The organism is Dokdonella koreensis DS-123 (assembly GCF_001632775.1).
GTDB classification, from domain to species: Bacteria; Pseudomonadota; Gammaproteobacteria; order Xanthomonadales; family Rhodanobacteraceae; genus Dokdonella; species Dokdonella koreensis.
Window position 1 is genome coordinate 3,426,748 of record NZ_CP015249.1, and the last position, 15,683, is coordinate 3,442,430.

The 15,683-nt window shown below is 66.6% G+C and carries 18 protein-coding genes, 1 tRNA gene and 1 pseudogene; 17 read left to right on the forward strand and 3 right to left on the reverse strand.

The window, feature by feature from the left end; all coding sequences use genetic code 11:
- Positions 1-5 precede the first annotated feature (5 nt).
- The 16 genes from I596_RS13950 (at position 6) to I596_RS14025 (ending at position 12,776) form a co-directional block, all read left to right on the forward strand.
- The gene (locus I596_RS13950; RefSeq protein WP_067649179.1) at positions 6-746 is read left to right on the forward strand and encodes a YebC/PmpR family DNA-binding transcriptional regulator; all 741 of its coding nucleotides are present in this window, start codon (positions 6-8) and stop codon (positions 744-746) included.
- Between the two features lie 57 nt (positions 747-803).
- Positions 804-1,358: a crossover junction endodeoxyribonuclease RuvC gene (gene ruvC, locus I596_RS13955; protein WP_067652008.1), complete on the forward strand. Its 555-nt coding sequence runs from the start codon at positions 804-806 to the stop codon at positions 1,356-1,358.
- The gene (gene ruvA, locus I596_RS13960) at positions 1,355-1,945 is read left to right on the forward strand and encodes a Holliday junction branch migration protein RuvA (protein ID WP_067649182.1); all 591 of its coding nucleotides are present in this window, start codon (positions 1,355-1,357) and stop codon (positions 1,943-1,945) included. The genes ruvC and ruvA overlap by 4 nt, the downstream gene beginning before the upstream one ends.
- Before the next feature lie 136 nt (positions 1,946-2,081).
- Positions 2,082-3,959 carry a potassium transporter Kup gene (locus I596_RS13965; RefSeq protein ID WP_067649186.1) on the forward strand — a complete coding sequence of 626 codons (1,878 nt, stop codon included), beginning with the start codon at positions 2,082-2,084 and terminating at the stop codon, positions 3,957-3,959.
- Between the two features lie 83 nt (positions 3,960-4,042).
- Positions 4,043-5,089, forward strand: coding sequence for a Holliday junction branch migration DNA helicase RuvB (gene ruvB, locus I596_RS13970; protein ID WP_067649189.1), 1,047 nt, complete (start codon positions 4,043-4,045; stop codon positions 5,087-5,089).
- On the forward strand, positions 5,082-5,507 hold the full coding sequence (gene ybgC, locus I596_RS13975) for a tol-pal system-associated acyl-CoA thioesterase (protein WP_067649192.1): 426 nt from the start codon (positions 5,082-5,084) through the stop codon (positions 5,505-5,507). Before ruvB ends, ybgC begins: the two co-directional genes overlap by 8 nt.
- Positions 5,504-6,190, forward strand: coding sequence for a protein TolQ (gene tolQ, locus I596_RS13980; RefSeq protein WP_067649195.1), 687 nt, complete (start codon positions 5,504-5,506; stop codon positions 6,188-6,190). Before ybgC ends, tolQ begins: the two co-directional genes overlap by 4 nt.
- Positions 6,191-6,225: 35 nt before the next feature.
- Entirely contained in the window at positions 6,226-6,672 is a 447-nt protein-coding gene (tolR, locus tag I596_RS13985) for a protein TolR (RefSeq protein WP_067649198.1), read from the forward strand.
- Positions 6,672-7,601: a cell envelope integrity protein TolA gene (gene tolA / locus I596_RS13990; RefSeq protein WP_067649201.1), complete on the forward strand. Its 930-nt coding sequence runs from the start codon at positions 6,672-6,674 to the stop codon at positions 7,599-7,601. Before tolR ends, tolA begins: the two co-directional genes overlap by 1 nt.
- A 10-nt stretch (positions 7,602-7,611) precedes the next feature.
- The gene (gene tolB, locus I596_RS13995; protein ID WP_083965588.1) at positions 7,612-8,922 is read left to right on the forward strand and encodes a Tol-Pal system beta propeller repeat protein TolB; all 1,311 of its coding nucleotides are present in this window, start codon (positions 7,612-7,614) and stop codon (positions 8,920-8,922) included.
- Positions 8,923-9,024: 102 nt separating this feature from the next.
- A complete protein-coding gene (pal, locus tag I596_RS14000) occupies positions 9,025-9,537 on the forward strand; it encodes a peptidoglycan-associated lipoprotein Pal (RefSeq protein WP_067649204.1) in 513 nt (170 codons plus the stop codon).
- 6 nt (positions 9,538-9,543) lie between these two features.
- Positions 9,544-10,437 carry a tol-pal system protein YbgF gene (gene ybgF, locus I596_RS14005; RefSeq protein WP_067649207.1) on the forward strand — a complete coding sequence of 298 codons (894 nt, stop codon included), beginning with the start codon at positions 9,544-9,546 and terminating at the stop codon, positions 10,435-10,437.
- Between the two features lie 47 nt (positions 10,438-10,484).
- Entirely contained in the window at positions 10,485-11,204 is a 720-nt protein-coding gene (gene queE, locus I596_RS14010) for a 7-carboxy-7-deazaguanine synthase QueE (RefSeq protein ID WP_083965589.1), read from the forward strand.
- Positions 11,201-11,866 (forward strand): 7-cyano-7-deazaguanine synthase QueC, encoded by a 666-nt coding sequence (queC, locus tag I596_RS14015; protein WP_067649209.1) that lies wholly within the window; start codon positions 11,201-11,203, stop codon positions 11,864-11,866. Before queE ends, queC begins: the two co-directional genes overlap by 4 nt.
- Before the next feature lie 289 nt (positions 11,867-12,155).
- Positions 12,156-12,230 (forward strand) — tRNA-Lys (locus I596_RS14020).
- Between the two features lie 87 nt (positions 12,231-12,317).
- On the forward strand, positions 12,318-12,776 hold the full coding sequence (locus I596_RS14025; protein ID WP_083965590.1) for a site-specific integrase: 459 nt from the start codon (positions 12,318-12,320) through the stop codon (positions 12,774-12,776).
- Here I596_RS14025 and I596_RS19295 read toward each other — a convergent pair.
- The 3 genes and pseudogenes from I596_RS19295 to I596_RS14035 form a co-directional block, all read right to left on the reverse strand.
- The gene (locus tag I596_RS19295; protein WP_223303836.1) at positions 12,773-12,958 is read right to left on the reverse strand and encodes an IS3 family transposase; all 186 of its coding nucleotides are present in this window, start codon (positions 12,956-12,958) and stop codon (positions 12,773-12,775) included. The two genes, I596_RS14025 and I596_RS19295, sit on opposite strands and share 4 nt — an antisense overlap.
- A gap of 47 nt (positions 12,959-13,005) precedes the next feature.
- Positions 13,006-13,656, reverse strand: a pseudogene (locus I596_RS14030) (IS3 family transposase); the annotation flags it as partial.
- Positions 13,653-13,946, reverse strand: coding sequence for a transposase (locus I596_RS14035; protein WP_067649211.1), 294 nt, complete (start codon positions 13,944-13,946; stop codon positions 13,653-13,655). The gene I596_RS14035 and the pseudogene I596_RS14030, both read right to left, overlap by 4 nt.
- A 104-nt stretch (positions 13,947-14,050) precedes the next feature.
- Here I596_RS14035 and I596_RS18140 point away from each other — a divergent pair, with 104 nt between their 5' ends.
- Positions 14,051-15,496, forward strand: coding sequence for a restriction endonuclease (locus I596_RS18140; RefSeq protein ID WP_083965806.1), 1,446 nt, complete (start codon positions 14,051-14,053; stop codon positions 15,494-15,496).
- The last annotated feature ends 187 nt before the right edge of the window (positions 15,497-15,683 follow it).

A 15,683-nucleotide genomic window follows, 5' to 3' on the forward strand; every position in this document is an offset into this window, starting at 1 on the left:
ACATCATGGCCGGTCATTCCAAATGGGCGAACATCCAGCATCGCAAGAATGCCCAGGATGCCAAGCGCGGCAAGATCTTCACGAAGCTGATTCGCGAGATCTCCACCGCGGCGCGCGCCGGCGGCGGCGATGCCGCGTCCAATCCGCGCTTGCGGCTGGCGATCGACCGCGCCCTGACGGCCAACATGACGCGGGACGCGATCGAGCGCGCGGTCAAGAAGGCCACCGGCGAGCTGGAAGGCGTCACCTACGAGGAGCTGCGCTACGAGGGCTACGCCCCCGGCGGCGTCGCGGTGATCGTCGACTGCATGACCGACAACCGCAATCGCACCGTCTCGGACGTGCGCCATGCGTTCACCAAGTTCGGCGGCAACCTCGGCACCGACGGCTCGGTCAGCTTCCTGTTCCGCAAGCTCGGCGTACTCTCGCTGGCACCCGGCACCGATGAGGATGCCGTGGTGGAGGTCGCACTGGAGGCCGGCGCGGAGGACGTGACGACCGATCCGGACGATGCCTCGATCGAGGTCCTGACCTCGCCGGAAACCTTCGATGCGGTCCGCGAGGCGGTCGCCAAGGCGGGCATTCCGGTGGCCGAGGCCGAGCTGACGCTGCGGGCCGCGACCGAGGTCGCCCTCGACGGCGACGCGGCGGCGACCGTGGCGAGGATGATCGACTGGCTGGAGGATCTGGACGACGTGCAGCATGTCTATTCCAACGCCCGCCTGCCGGCGGATGCCTTCGGCTAGCCGTCGATGGGCGCGCGGCGGCCGCCTCGCGGCCCCGACAGCCCCGACCCGGTCCTCATGACCCTCCCCCCTTCCCTCACTGCGCCTGGCCGCTGCCGCATCATGGGCATCGACCCGGGCAGCCAGCGTACCGGCATCGGCATCATCGAGATCGACGAGGCCGGCCGCTCGCACCACGTGTTCCATACCGCGCTGGTGCTGCTCGGCGCCGCGACGTTCCACCTGCGCCTCAAGCAGATCTTCGACGAGATCGGCGCGCTGATCGAAACGCACGGACCGGCCGAGGTGGCGATCGAGCGGGTCTTCATGGCGCGCAACCCCGATTCGGCGCTCAAGCTCGGCCAGGCCCGCGGCGCGGCGATCTGTGCCGTCGCCGACAAGGGCCTGGTGATCGCCGAATACGCCGCCACCGAGGTCAAGCAGGCCGTCGTCGGCGGCGGCGGTGCCGACAAGGCGCAGGTCCAGCACATGGTCGGCATCCTGCTGGGACTGTCGGGCCGCCTGCAGGCCGATGCCGCCGATGCCCTCGCCGTCGCCCTCGCACACGCGCACACGCGCGCCAGCGTGCAGCGCATCGGCATTCCCCGTACCGCCTGGAGACGTCGCCGATGATCGGCCGACTGCGTGGAACCCTGGTGTCCAAGCAGCCGCCGTGGCTGCTGGTCGACGTCAACGGCGTCGGCTACGAGCTCGAGGCGCCGCTGTCGACGTTCTTCGACCTGCCCGCGGTCGGCAGCGAGGTGGTGCTGCGCACCCACTACGCCGTCAAGGAAGACGCCGTGGCCTTGTACGGCTTCCTGAGCGAAGGCGAGCGCGCGCTGTTCCGCAGCATCCAGAAGGTCAGCGGCATCGGCGCCAAGACCGCGCTTGCCGTGCTGTCGGGCGTGCCGGTCGATGCGTTCGCGCGCCTGGTGCAGAGCGGCGACATCGCCGCGTTGACGCGCATCCCCGGCATCGGCAAGAAGACCGCCGAACGCATCGTCGTCGAGCTGCGCGACCGTGTCGACGGCCTGACCGGCGGCCAGCCGGGCGGCTCCGGCGGCGGCGGCATGCAGGACCCGGTCGGCGAAGCCAGCACCGCGCTGATCGCGCTGGGCTACAAGCCGGCCGAAGTCGCGCGGCTGGTCAAGGACGCCAGCGCCCCGGGCGACGGCGCCGAAGAGATCATCCGCAAGGCGCTGAAGGCCGCCTTGCGCTGATTGCCGCCCCCCAACCGATGACTTTCCTGCTGCTCCAGGGCACGCCGTTTGCATCGGCCTGCGGGGCCGGTCCGCCCAGGCGGTGCCGGAGCGCCCGCCGACCGTCCCGCACCTCCCCCTCCGGGATCCGACCGCAATGAGCAACGACCAACCGCAGAACCGGCAACGCCTGCTCGCCCTGTGCTTCGGGGCGCTCGGCGTCGTCTACGGCGACATCGGCACCAGCCCGCTGTATGCATTCCGCGAAGCCTTCGGCCAGCACGGTGTCGCGGTCGGCCGCGAGAACGTGCTCGGCGTGCTGTCGCTGATCTTCTGGTCGCTGATCATGGTGGTCTCGGTCAAGTACGCGACCTTCATCCTGCGCGCCGACAACAAGGGCGAAGGCGGCATCATGGCGCTGATGGCGCTCGCCCAGCGCGGCGTCAACAGCAGCCGGACGCGCTGGATCCTGATGGTGATCGGCCTGTTCGGCGCCGCCCTGTTCTTCGGCGACGGCGTGGTCACGCCGGCGATCTCGGTGTTGTCGGCGGTGGAGGGCATCGAGGTGCTCGCGCCCGCGCTGCACCGCTACGTGGTACCGGCCACCGTGCTGATCCTGCTGGGGCTGTTCGCGATCCAGAAGCACGGCACCAGCCGCGTCGGCCCGCTGTTCGCGCCGATCACGCTGATCTGGTTCCTGACACTCGGCACGCTCGGCGTGGTCGGCATCGCGCAGGAGCCGCAGGTGCTGTCGGCGCTCAGTCCGCACCATGCGGTGGTGTTCTTCGCGCACAACGGCAAGTTCGCGATCTTCGCGATGGGCGCGGTGGTGCTGGCGATCACCGGTGCCGAGGCGCTCTACACCGACATGGGCCATTTCGGCAGGAAGCCGATCCGCCGCGTCTGGTTCTTCCTGGTGCTGCCGTGCCTGACGCTGAACTACCTGGGCCAGGGCGCCCTGGTGCTGGCCGACCCGACCAAGGCCTCCAACCCGTTCTACCTGCTGGTGCCCGCGCCGCTGCTGATCCCGATGATCGTGCTGGCGACGCTGGCGACGATCGTCGCCTCCCAGGCGGTGATCTCCGGCGCGTTCTCGATGGCACGCCAGGCGATGCAGCTCGGCTACCTGCCGCGCCTGAAGGTCCTGCACACCTCGCGCGAGACGATCGGCCAGATCTACCTGCCCTGGGTCAACCGGGTGCTGCTGGTACTGACGATCGCCGCGGTGCTCGGCTTCCGCTCGTCGGAGAACCTGGTCGCCGCCTACGGCCTGGCGGTGGTCGGCACGATGTTCATGAACACCCTGCTGGTGGTCGTCGTGGCCCGCCGCGTCTGGCGCTGGAGCCGCCTGGCGACGACGCTGGCCGGCATCCTGTTCGTCGGCATCGACTTGGTGCTGCTGATCGCGGTCGCCGACAAGATCGAGTACGGCGGCTGGTTCCCGCTGGCGCTCGGCGTCGGCGTGTTCACGATCATGGCGACCTGGCGCCGCGGCCGCCAGCTGGTGCTGGCGGCGATCCGCCAGACCGGCATCGCGCTGCAGCCGTTCCTGGCGTCGATCGCCCTGCACCCGCCGCTGCGCGTGCACGGCACGGCGATCTTCCTGACCGCCAACCTCGACGGCGTGCCCAACGCGCTGCTGCACAACCTCAAGCACAACAAGGTCCTGCACGAGCGCAACGTCGTGCTGACGGTGGAGATCCGCGACGAGCCGGTCGTGGACGACGACCAGCGGGTCGAGGTCAAGCGGCTGAACGAGGACTTCGAGCTGGTGACGCTGCGCTTCGGCTTCGCCGAGGACCCGGACGTCCCGGCCGAGCTGGCGCGGATCCCGCTGTGCGGCGCGCCGCTGGACATGATGGACACGACCTTCTTCCTGAGTCGCGAGAGCATCGTGGCGACCGACCGGCCCGGCATGGTCGCCTGGCGCGACCGCCTGTTCGTGCTGATGCAGCGCAATGCGCTGCCGGCCACCGCCTTCTTCCGGATTCCCGGCAACCGGCTGATCGAGCTCGGCACCCAGGTCGAGATATAGAGCGCAAAGCGGTCGCGTTTGAGCGACAATCCCGCTCGTGTCCGGCTTCGCCGGACACGCCTCTCCCTGTCGCCCTATCCGCCGTGTCCGACCGCCTGACCTCCGCCAGCGCCAATCGCGAAGACGATCTGCTCGACGCGAGCATCCGGCCGCAGAAGCTCGACGACTACCTCGGCCAGCAGGCCGTGCGCGAGCAGCTGGCGATCTACATCGAAGCGGCGCGGCGGCGCGGCGAGGCGCTGGACCACGTGCTGATCTTCGGCCCGCCGGGCCTGGGCAAGACCACGCTGAGCCACGTCGTGGCCAACGAGCTGGGGGTCGGCCTGCGCTCGACCTCCGGCCCGGTGCTCGAACGCGCCGGCGACCTGGCCGCGCTGCTGACCAACCTGCAGCCGCGCGACGTCCTCTTCATCGACGAGATCCACCGGCTGTCGCCGGTCGTCGAGGAAGTGCTGTACCCGGCCATGGAGGACCGGCAGATCGACATCATGATCGGCGAGGGCCCGGCGGCCCGCTCGATCAAGCTCGACCTGCCGCCGTTCACCCTGGTCGGCGCGACGACACGCGCCGGCCTGCTGACGGCACCGCTGCGCGACCGCTTCGGCATCGTCCAGCGCCTGGAGTTCTACAGCCCGCTGGAGCTGACCTCGATCGTGCGCCGCTCCGCGCGCATCCTCGGCATCGCCTGCGACGCCGACGGCGCCAGCGAGATCGCCCGGCGCGCCCGCGGCACCCCGCGCATCGCCAACCGGCTGTTGCGGCGGGTGCGCGACTACGCGCAGATCCGCGCCGGCGGCAGCATCACCCGCGAGGTGGCCGGCGCCGCCCTGGAAATGCTCAAGGTGGACGCCGAAGGCTTCGACGCGCTGGACCGCCGCCTGCTGCTGATGATCATCGAGAACTTCGACGGTGGTCCGGTCGGCGTCGACTCGCTGGCGGCAGCCCTCAGCGAGGAACGCGGCACCCTGGAGGACGTCCTGGAGCCGTTCCTGATCCAGCAGGGCTTCCTGGTGCGCACGGCGCGTGGGCGTATGGCCAGCAAGAAGGCCTGGCAGCATTTCGGCCTGGCGCCGCCGTCGCGTGCCGAAACGCCGCGCCCAGGCGAGCTGTTTGGCGTGAACGATGACTGAAGGCGAAGTCAAACCGGTGTTCGCCTGGCCGGTTCGCGTCTATTGGGAGGATACCGATGCCGGGGGCGTCGTCTATCATTCCAACTACCTGCGCTTTCTCGAGCGCGCCCGCAGCGAATGGCTGAGGGCCGCCGGAATCGGCCAGCAGCAGCTGCAGCACGAGGCGGGCATCGTCTTCGTGGTGCATCGCATGGACCTCAGATTCAGACGGCCGGCACGGCTCGACGACCTGCTCACCGCCACCGTGGCGCCGGTCGATGTCCGCGGCGCGCGCTTCAGCGTGGCGCAGCGGCTGCTGCGCGAACCCGATCGTGAACTGCTGGTCGAAGCCGAGGTCCACATCGCGTGCCTCGATGCGGCCAGCTTCCGCCCGCGCCCGATACCCGACGACATACTCCAGGAGATCGCCACCCGATGAACGCCGAACTCGACGTACTGCACCTGCTGCTCAGTGCCAGTATCCCGGTGCAGATCGTGATGGCGATCCTGCTCGGCTTCTCGATCGCGTCCTGGTTCATCATCTTCCGCAAGAAGGCGATGATCGACCGCGCCAACCGCGATGCCGGCGAGTTCGAGGACCGGTTCTGGTCCGGCGCCGACCTGGCGGGCCTGTTCAAGGAAGTCACCGCGGACGGCGAGCGGATCACCGGCACCGCGTCGATCTTCGAGGCGGGGTTCCGCGAGTTCGCCCGCCTGCGCCAGCGCCGCAACGTCGATTCGCGCTCGCTGCTGGAAGGCGCCCAGCGCGCGATGCGCGTGGCCTCCGCCCGTGAGACCGAGCGGCTGGAGCAGAGCCTGGAGTTCCTCGCCAACGTCGGCTCGATCAGTCCCTACGTGGGCCTGTTCGGCACCGTCTGGGGCATCATGATCGCGTTCCACGGCCTGGCCAACGTCAAGGAGGCCAGCATCGCGATGGTCGCACCCGGCATCACCGAGGCGCTCATCGCGACCGCCATGGGCCTGTTCGCCGCGATCCCGGCGGTCTGGGCGTACAACCGCTACGCCAACAAGATCGAGCGGATCAGCTTGCGCTACGACACCTTCGTCGAGGAGTTTTCCTCGATCCTCGCGCGGCAGGCGCCGCACGACGAAGCGGCCTGACCCCGGCCCCGCCGCGGACGCGTTGGAGATAGGCCATGCAGACCCTCGGAAGAACCCGCAAACGGCGCAAGCTCAAGGCCGAGATCAACGTCGTGCCGTACATCGACGTGACCCTCGTGCTGCTGATCATCTTCATGGTGACCGCGCCGCTGCTCAATCTCGGCGTCGACATCCAGCTGCCGCAGTCCAATGCCAAGTCGATCCAGAACGACAAGGAACCGGTCCTGGTCACCGTCGACCAGGACGGCAAGCTGTACCTGACGCTCGGCAAGACGCCGCGCGAAGCGATCGAGGCCGACGCCCTGGTCAACAAGGTTTCAGCTTTCGTTCGCCAGAATCCGGAAATTCCGGTGCTCGTCGCCGGTGACGAGCGCGTTGACTACGGGCGCATCTATTCGGCGATGGTCCTCCTGCAGCAGGCCGGTGCCGCCAAGGTCGGCCTGATGAGCCAGCCGGGCGACGGCAAGGCACGCCCCCGCTGATGGAGAGCTCCCGCGACAAGCTGCGCGCCCTGGTGCTCGCGCTTGCCCTGCACCTGCTGTGCGCGCTGCTGTTGTTCGGAGGGCTTTGGTGGACGCAGGAAACACGGCCTATCGTCATGCCCGGCCCGGTGATCGAGGCCGTCCTGGTCGGTCCCACCGCTGCTCCCGCGCCCAGCGGCAGCCGGCCGAGCCCGCGACCGGCGCCGAAACCGCAGCCCCAGCCGCCGAAGCCGGAGCCGCCCGCGCCTACGCCCCCGCCGCCGGAGCCGCCCGCCGAAGCCGCGCCCGCACCGCCGCCGCCCCCGCCGGACCGGCAGGATGTGATCGAGCGCGAGCGCGTGGCCGCGCTGGCGCAGGAAAAGGCCGAGCAGGAGAAGAAGGAACAGCAAGAGCGCGTGCGCCGCGAGCAGATCCTGCTCGAAGAGCAGGAGCGCGAGCAGCAGCGCCAGCTGGAGGAAATCCGCAAGAAGCGCGAAGCGGCCGAGAAGACGCTGCGCGACGAGCAGGCCCGCATGAAGAAGCTGGAGGCCGACCGCAAGGCCGCGCAGCTGGCCGCCGACGCCGAGAAGGCCGAGAAGGCCGCACAAGCAGCGGCAGCGGCCGAACAGCGCGCGGCCCAGGCGCAGACCGGTGCCGGCGGCCAGGACAACGACCTGGCGGCGCGCTATGCGGCCGCGATCCAGGCCGCCGTCACCTCCAGCTGGAACCGGCCCGACAGCGCGCAGGCCGGCTTGCGCTGTACGCTGCAGATCAAGCAGATCCCCGGTGGCGACGTGATCTCGGTCCAGGTCGGGACGCCCTGCAACGCCGACGCGCCGACGCGCAACTCGATCGAACAGGCCGTGATGCGCGCCGCGCCGCTGCCGTACCAGGGCTACGAGAAGGTCTTCCAGCGCCAGATCGATTTCAACTTCAGATACGAAGGATGAGGCACGCCCCATGCGATACCGGATACTGACCTGCCTGCTGGCGATGCTCGCCCTGCTCGGCCACGCGCCGGGCGTGGCGGCCCAGGGCCTTTCGATCGACATCACCAACGGCAACCCCTCGGCCCTGCCGATCGCGGTCGTCCCGTTCGCGTTCGAAGGCGGTGGCCTGCCGCCGGAGACCGATGTCGCGGACGTGATCCGCAACGACCTGGCGCGCTCGGGCAAGTTCAATACGCTGGCCAAGGCGAACGTGGTCGAGTTCCCGGCCCGCGAAGGCGACGTCAAGTTCGCCACCTGGCGCATGCTCAAGCAGGACTATCTCGTGATCGGGCGCATCGGCGATGCCGGCGACGGTGGCCTGCGCGTCGAGTTCGAGCTGTTCGACGTGGCCAAGCAGCAGCGGATGGCCGGTGTCGCGATCAGCGGGCAACGCAGCCAGATGCGCGACGTCGCCCACCAGATCGCCGACCTGATCTACGAGAAGATCCTCGGCGTGCGCGGCGCGTTCTGGACGCGCATCGCCTACGTGACGGCCGTGGGCGTCAGCCCGAAGATCCAGTACCAGCTGATGGTCGCCGACTCCGACGGCTACAACCCGCAGGTGGTCGTGCGCTCCGGCGAGTCACTGATGTCGCCGGCCTGGGCGCCGGACGGCCGCAAGCTGGCCTACGTGTCGTTCGAGAACGGCAACTCGGCCGTCTACATCCAGGACCTGACCACCGGCCAGCGCCAGCTGATCTCCTCGCAGCGCGGCATCAACAGCGGCCCGGCGTTCTCCCCGGACGGCAGCAAGCTGGCGCTGACGCTTTCGTTCGGCGGCAACCCGGAGATCTACGTGATCGACCTGGCCAGCCGTGCACGCACCCAGCTGACCCGGCACTTCGCGATCGACACCGAAGCGGTCTGGTCGCCGGACGGCCGCAGCATCCTGTTCACCTCGGACCGCTCGGGCAAGCCGCAGATCTACCAGGTGCCGGCGACCGGCGGAGAAGCCACCCGGCTGACGTTCCAGGGCGCCTACAACGCGCGCGCATCGGTGTGCTGTGACGGCAAATCGGTCTCAATGGTGCAGGGCAGCGGAAACGTGTATCGTATTGCCGTTTTCGATCGCGCTACCGGTCAGTACAGCCAGATCTCGCCGGGCAATCAGGACGAGTCGCCCAGTTTCGCGCCGAACGGAAGCATGATCCTGTACGCGGCCGCCGAGGGCGCACGCGGAGTTCTCTACGCCGTTTCGGCCGATGGCCGCGTCAGGCAGCGCCTGGTGCTGGCCGACGGCGACGTCCGCGAGCCCGCCTGGGGGCCGTATCGTCAGCGTTGATCTAAGAAAAGCTTTTTATAATCTGCCGACAGGTCGTTTCCGGGCCTGATCGTCATTGTATGGTGTGAACTGTCCCAACCCGGAAAATCTCAAGGAACCCACATGAAGATCGTAGTTCGTGTCCTCGTCGCCGCCCTGCTGGTCGCCGGCATTGCGGCCTGCGCTAAGAAGACCACCACCAAGCCGGTGGAGCCCGTCGATACCACGCCGTCGACCACCACCGCTCCGGCGGATACGTCCGGCCGCTACACGCGCGACAGTCTCGAGACCGATTCGTGCCTGCGCCAGCGCGTCGTGTACTTCGACTTCGATTCGAGCACGATCAGCTCGCAGTTCCAGGCCCAGATCGCCTGCCATGCGGCGTACCTGACCCAGTTCCCGGATGCACGCGTCACGCTGGAAGGCAACACCGACGAGCGCGGTTCGCGCGAGTACAACCTCGGCCTCGGCGAGCGCCGCGGCAACGCGGTCCAGAGCGCCCTGAGCGCTGCCGGTGCCTCGGCCGGCCAGCTGACGGTCGTCAGCTACGGCGAGGAGCGTCCGGTCGACCGCGGCCACGACGAGTCGGCCTGGTCGAAGAACCGTCGCGTCGAAATCGTCTACACCGCCAAGTAAGCAGCGATGCAGGCCGCTCAGAACCGTCTGAAGCAGCTCGGAGCGGCGACCCTCGTGGTCGCCGCTCTGGTCGCCTTCCCCGCCCAGGCCCAGCGCCTCTCCCTGGCCGAGCGCGTCGCCGCCCTCGAAGCCAAGACCGGCGGTTCGGGCCAGGCCCAGGGCAGCGTCGAGCTGGTCAACCAGATCCAGCAGCTGCAGACCCAGGTGCAGAACCTGCAGGGCCAGATCGAGGAACTGCAGAACCAGGTCGAGCAGCTCAAGAAGAACAACCGCGACCAGTACATCGATCTCGATTCGCGACTGGGTCGCCTCGAAGGCGGCGGCGCCGCCGCCGGTGCCGGCACGCCCCCCGCGGCCAGCACGAACAATCAACTCGAAGACGTCCAGCTCGGCGGCCAGCCGGCGCCCGCTGCGGCCGGCGCGACGGCACCCACGCCTGCCGACCTCGGCACCGCGCCGGCCATGGCCGGCACCGACCCGACGGCACCGCCGCCGGCACCGGCCGATCCGGCCGCCGAAAGCGCGGCCTACGACGCAGCGTTCTCGGCGCTCAAGAGCGGCGGATACGCCGAGGCAGAGCGTCGCTTCATCGACTTCATCGCCCAGTACCCGCAGAGCCCGCTGGTCGGCAACGCGTACTTCTGGCTCGGCCGCGCCTACTTCGTGACGCAGGACTATCCGCGCGCGCTCGACGCGTTCCAGACGCTCGTCTCGCGCTACCCGAACAATCCCAAGGCGGCTGACGGCCTGCTCAACGTCGGCAACAGCCAGTACGAGCTCAAGCAGTTGACCGAGGCGGAGGCGACCCTCAACCAGGTCGTCCAGCAGTACCCGGACACCGAAGCCTCGCGCCAGGCGACCGCCCGGCTGCGCGCGATCAAGCTCGACAGCGGCCGCTGAGCCGGCGGCCCACGCCGCCGGAACGGTCCCCGCCCCGGAGCGGAACGATGCCGATTCGGCCCTTGCCGCGTGAGCACGGCGACATCGCGACCTCGAACGCAGCGCTGATCGCGGGCAAGCCCCGTCCCGAGCGGCTGCGCATCACCGAGATCTTCCACTCGATACAGGGCGAGGCGGATGCGGCCGGCTGGCCGACGGTGTTCGTGCGTCTCACCGGCTGTCCTTTGCGCTGCACTTGGTGCGATACCGCCTACGCGTTCCACGGCGGCACCTGGTGGACCATCGACGCGATCCTGGCCGACGTCGCGCGCCACGGCGCCCGCCACATCTGCGTGACCGGCGGCGAGCCGCTGGCCCAGAAGCGCTGCCTGATGCTGCTGACGCGCCTGTGCGACGCCGGCTACGAGGTCTCGCTGGAAACATCCGGTGCGATCGACGTCGGCGCGGTCGATGCACGCGTGCGCAAGGTGCTCGACCTCAAGGCGCCCGGCTCGGGCGAGGATGCGCGCAACCGCTGGGACAACCTGCGCTTCCTCTCGCCCAGCGACCAGGTCAAGTTCGTGCTCGCCGGCCGCGCCGACTACGAATGGGCACGCGACGTGGTCGGGCGGCACCGGCTCGGCCAGCGCTGCATGGTGCTGTTCTCGCCGGTGCACGGTTCGCTCGATCCGCGCGACCTGGCCGAATGGATCCTTGCCGACCGCCTCCCGGTACGGTTCCAGCTGCAATTGCACAAGATCCTGTGGGGCGAGGAGTCAGGGCATTGAAACGCGCGGTCGTACTGGTTTCCGGGGGCATGGATTCGGCCGTCACGCTGGCGCTGGCGCGCGCCGAGGGCTTCGACTGCCATGCGCTCAGCGTCGCCTACGGCCAGCGCCACAGTTCGGAGCTGGCAGCCGCAGAGCGGCTGGCGCGCGACCTCGGCGCGCACCAGCACAAGACCGTCCACGTCGACCTGCGCACGATCGGCGGCTCGGCGCTGACCGCCGACATCGACGTGCCCGAACAGGGCGGTGCGGGGATTCCGGTCACCTACGTGCCCGCGCGCAACACGATCATGTTGTCGATCGCGCTCGGCTGGGCCGAGGTACTGGGCGCCGCCGACATCTTCTGCGGCGTCAACGCCGTGGACTACTCCGGCTATCCCGACTGCCGCCCGGCCTTCATCGCCGCGTTCGAGACGCTCGCCAACCTGGCGACCAAGGCCGGCGTCGAGGGCACGCCGCTGCGCGTGCACGCCCCGCTGATCGCGCTGGGCAAGGCCGACATCGTCCGCGCAGGCCTGTGCCTCGGCGTCGACTTCGCGCAGACCGTCTCGTGCTATCAGGCCGACGCGGACGGTCGCGCCTGCGGGCACTGCGACGCCTGCCGGCTGCGCGCCGATGGGTTCGTGGCGGCCGGCGTGGCCGACCCCACCCGCTATCGCTGACCGGCGCACCGGCCGACGCTTCGGCGCTGCCGGTGCCGGAAAGCGAGCGCAGCCAGGGCGTCTCGTCCCGCGCCATCCGTCGGTTCCAGCGAGCCGCCGCATCGCGAACGGCCGTTGGTGCGTTCGCGTCCATACCGCGCCAGATGCCGTTACAATAGCCGGCTTGGATGGCCCCGCCGACCGCCGCACCCCAGCGCGGCCCCCGTGCGTCGCCTCCGACTGCGACGCAGGATCGGCACCGTCCACCGGCTGCCGCCCTCCTCCAGGGACTGCGCGCAGGTCGTCTTCCGGGCCGTTAGCTCAGCGGTAGAGCAGTGGACTTTTAATCCATTGGTCGATGGTTCGATCCCATCACGGCCCACCAATACTTTCAATACGTTAGGCGAATCGCTCGACGCAATCCAATGCTCGAAGGTACAGTTTCGGTACACTTCGATGCAGAGAGCGCCCCGTGGCGACCATCGTCAAGACACCTTCGGGTAGCTGGAAGGCTCTCATCCGCAAGCAGGGATGGCCGACCGTCGCGAAGACGTTTCGCACGAAACGCGATGCCGAAGACTGGTCGCGACGCACCGAGGATTCGATGGTGCGCGGCGTCTACATCGAGCGAGCGCCGTCCGAGCGCCTCACGGTATCCGCTTCCCTCGATCGTTACTTGGCCGAAGTCACACCGATCAAGAAGCCAACGACGCAGCGCGCCGAGCAGGTGCGCGCCGAAACCTTGCGCTCGCACTTCGGCAAGTATTCGCTCGCAGCGATCACTGCCGAGATGGTCGCCACGTTCCGCGACACGCGCTTGGCGAAGGGGAAGAGCAACAGCACCGTTCGCCTCGATCTTGCCTTGCTCGGCCACCTCTTCACGACGGTGAACCTGCTCCCTGCGAACGGACGCCAAGAAGGTCGATTCTAGGCGGCCCGCTTCACCTTCTTGGCATAGTCGTTGGGCGACAGATAACCAAGCGCGGAGTGGAGACGGACAGGATTGTAGAAGCCATGGATGTAGCCGGCGATGGCAGCGTGGGCTGCAGCCTTGGTGGCGTATACGCCGGTGGCTTCCTCGTTCTTGAGCGTGGCGAAGAAGCTCTCGGCCACGGCGTTGTGCCCTGAGGGCAGGCTGCGCGCTCCCAGCAGTTGCCCTTGCGGCTCATGCTCGGCACGAAGCCGTGCGCGGCCAGCGTTTTGGTGAACGCACCGCTGGCGTATTGGCTACCGCGATCTGAATGGAAGATTGCATCAGGCGGCACCGGCGAAGCCGACCAAGCATTGATGAACGCCTGACGCACCAGATCATCGGGCATCCGTTCGGACAGGCTATAACCCAGGACTTGCCGGGTGCGCAGGTCGATCACCGCGGCCAGATATAGCCAGCCCTCGCGCGTGGGCAGATAGGTGATGTCCCCGACCCAGACTGGCAGCGGATGATCCACCGCGAACCGCCGATCCAGGTGATTGCCGACCACCGACCGACCGTGCCGGCTGTCAGTGGTGCGCAGCTTGGAGCGGCCTTTGACCTTGCCGCGCAAGCCTTCCTGGCGCATCAGCCGAGCCACGCGCTTGTGGCCCATCCTGTGGGCGCGAGCGCGTAGCGCCTGCACCAGACGCGGTCGACCGTAGGTGCCGCGACTGTCCGTGTGTAGCGAGCGCAGCTCGACCCGCAGGGCCGCCTCTGGATCCGGTCGGCCCTGGCGATGCAGCCAGTCGTGGTAACCGGAAACCGACGCTGACAGCACGCGGCACAGCAACCGAAGCGGATAGCGAGCCCGTTCACGCGCGACGAAGGCGTACCTCACTTGGACTCCTTGGCGAAGAACGCCGTCGCTTTTTTTAGGATCTCGCGCTCCATCTTGAGCGTGGCGTTCTCGGCTCGCAGACGAGTCAGCTCACTCTCCAGATCACTGACCGGCTGGCGGCTGGGCGAGCTCAGTTGGCGACCGGCGCGCGAGGCGTCCAGCCAGTTGCCCAACGTCTTGACCGAGATGTCCAACTGCCGAGCCGCCTCAGACCGCCCGACCGATTCGGCTAAGGCAACGGCCTGAGTCTTGAAGTCGTCCGTGTAACGACGACGTGTGATGCGCTGCATAGGAACCTCCAGGTTGCGATCAATCTATCGCTTCCTGGCGTCCGTTCCGACGGGGCAGGTTCAGCCCGTATAATATGCAGGCAAACGGCCAACAGGGGCTACGGATGCTGGTATCTCGCCACTTCAAATTAGAACGCAATCAGGCAACGCTCGATTTTCTCGACGTCCATATTGATAAGGACATTCCTATCTTCGTTGATCCGGCCGCACTGCGCTCTCTGAAAACAGAGTGGGGGCATCATTGTGTATCGCTGTTGCAGAGCTATTTCGAGTCAGTGCTAACTGCGATACGGAATGGAAAGCATGACAGAGCAAAGGAGCTTCTCGCGTGCCTCAACGAGCGAAACGAGTTCCATATAGGCTACTCAAAGAACAAGTCGCGCGGCAGCGCTCTTGGTGCGGTATCAGCTGAGAAAATTTGGGAATCTCTCGTTAAAAGCAAAGCTGCGCAAACGGGTGTTGTGCATGACCTTGAGGACACGATCTTATTTGTTGATGGGGTTGGCCCCGACATGCTGTCAGATGCAGTCTGCAACATCATTCGTGGCCCACTGATTCAGTACACGCAGCAAGCGTGCAGTTACTACGGCATACCGCTGACTGCCGGGGTTGATTCTGGGCCTGTATGGAACACACGTGATGAGAAATGGGAAAACAGTCTTATTGACTTACCCATGACGAAGCAAGGCCCTCTTATCCTCATTCCAAAGATTATTGCGCGTGTTAAGCAAATCTACGGACATGACGAATACTATCGCCACTTTCTGATGCCTGTGCTGCAACAGCATCACAAGGATATCAACTCGTCACTTGTTCACGTTCTACAGAGCAAGAAGAACAAAGGCGTCAAGAAGGTCTATAAGACTGATCTCTATGACCTGTACGGTGCTAACAAGCTCGCCTCCGCCAAGTTAACCGGCGAGCATCCACAAGCCCTCACTAACTACAGAGAGACAAAGAACGCTACTCCATCGCGCCCGCTTGGCCATTCTGCTCTTGCGGAACTGGAAAATATACCGACACCAAATTTTGCTGGGCTATTAAACGACGTAACATCCCTCAAGTCAGGTCAGAAAGATGCAGCGACCTATGAGAACGCAATCGAGAAATTTCTATCCGCCTTACTCTATCCCGCCCTTGCCTTTCCGGTGAAGCAAGACAAAATTCACGAAGGAAGGAAGCGCATCGACATTACTTATGTAAATGACGCCAAGGATGGGTTTTTTAGCTGGGCCTCAAGGAATCACCCCGCCTCCCATATTTTCGTTGAATGCAAAAATTACGGGAAGGAGGTTGGAAACCCTGAAATCGATCAACTCGCTGGTCGATTCTCCCCTTCTCGAGGGAAGCTCGGCATCCTCGTAGTCAGATCCATCGATGACAAAGCTCTGCTGCTGAAGCGGTGCAAAGATACAGCCAACGATCAACGCGGTTTCATTCTCGTACTGGATGACGCCGATCTTGGCGAGTTGATCAAGCAACGGCAAGCACTCATGTACGGGTACGGGGAGACCTTGCTATACCAGCAGTTCAAAGCTCTAGTCTCATGAAGGAGTCGTCCGACGCCGAGGATGATCGCCCTGCGTTGTGATGGGCTGCTTGGCACACCAAGCTAGGTGGGATCCTGTTGATACTCGGTGTCGGCTACGGCGTCCGTGGGTGGTGCCGGCGATGACATCCGAAGTCGTACACATCGCAGTGCTTTGTCCGTGCTGCGTTTCCGGATTCAAAGAGCAC

Bases quoted from the DNA above. Each gene is read 5' to 3' on its own strand.
- I596_RS13950 (WP_067649179.1), top strand. From the start codon at position 6: ATGGCCGGTCATTCCAAATGGGCGAACATCCAGCATCGCAAGAATGCC.
- ruvC (WP_067652008.1), top strand. From the start codon at position 804: ATGACCCTCCCCCCTTCCCTCACTGCGCCTGGCCGCTGCCGCATCATG.
- ruvA (WP_067649182.1), top strand. From the start codon at position 1,355: ATGATCGGCCGACTGCGTGGAACCCTGGTGTCCAAGCAGCCGCCGTGG.
- I596_RS13965 (WP_067649186.1), top strand. From the start codon at position 2,082: ATGAGCAACGACCAACCGCAGAACCGGCAACGCCTGCTCGCCCTGTGC.
- ybgC (WP_067649192.1), top strand. From the start codon at position 5,082: ATGACTGAAGGCGAAGTCAAACCGGTGTTCGCCTGGCCGGTTCGCGTC.
- tolQ (WP_067649195.1), top strand. From the start codon at position 5,504: ATGAACGCCGAACTCGACGTACTGCACCTGCTGCTCAGTGCCAGTATC.
- tolR (WP_067649198.1), top strand. From the start codon at position 6,226: ATGCAGACCCTCGGAAGAACCCGCAAACGGCGCAAGCTCAAGGCCGAG.
- tolA (WP_067649201.1), top strand. From the start codon at position 6,672: ATGGAGAGCTCCCGCGACAAGCTGCGCGCCCTGGTGCTCGCGCTTGCC.
- tolB (WP_083965588.1), top strand. From the start codon at position 7,612: ATGCGATACCGGATACTGACCTGCCTGCTGGCGATGCTCGCCCTGCTC.
- pal (WP_067649204.1), top strand. From the start codon at position 9,025: ATGAAGATCGTAGTTCGTGTCCTCGTCGCCGCCCTGCTGGTCGCCGGC.
- ybgF (WP_067649207.1), top strand. From the start codon at position 9,544: ATGCAGGCCGCTCAGAACCGTCTGAAGCAGCTCGGAGCGGCGACCCTC.
- queE (WP_083965589.1), top strand. From the start codon at position 10,485: ATGCCGATTCGGCCCTTGCCGCGTGAGCACGGCGACATCGCGACCTCG.
- I596_RS14035 (WP_067649211.1), bottom strand. From the start codon at position 13,946: ATGCAGCGCATCACACGTCGTCGTTACACGGACGACTTCAAGACTCAG.
- I596_RS18140 (WP_083965806.1), top strand. From the start codon at position 14,051: ATGCTGGTATCTCGCCACTTCAAATTAGAACGCAATCAGGCAACGCTC.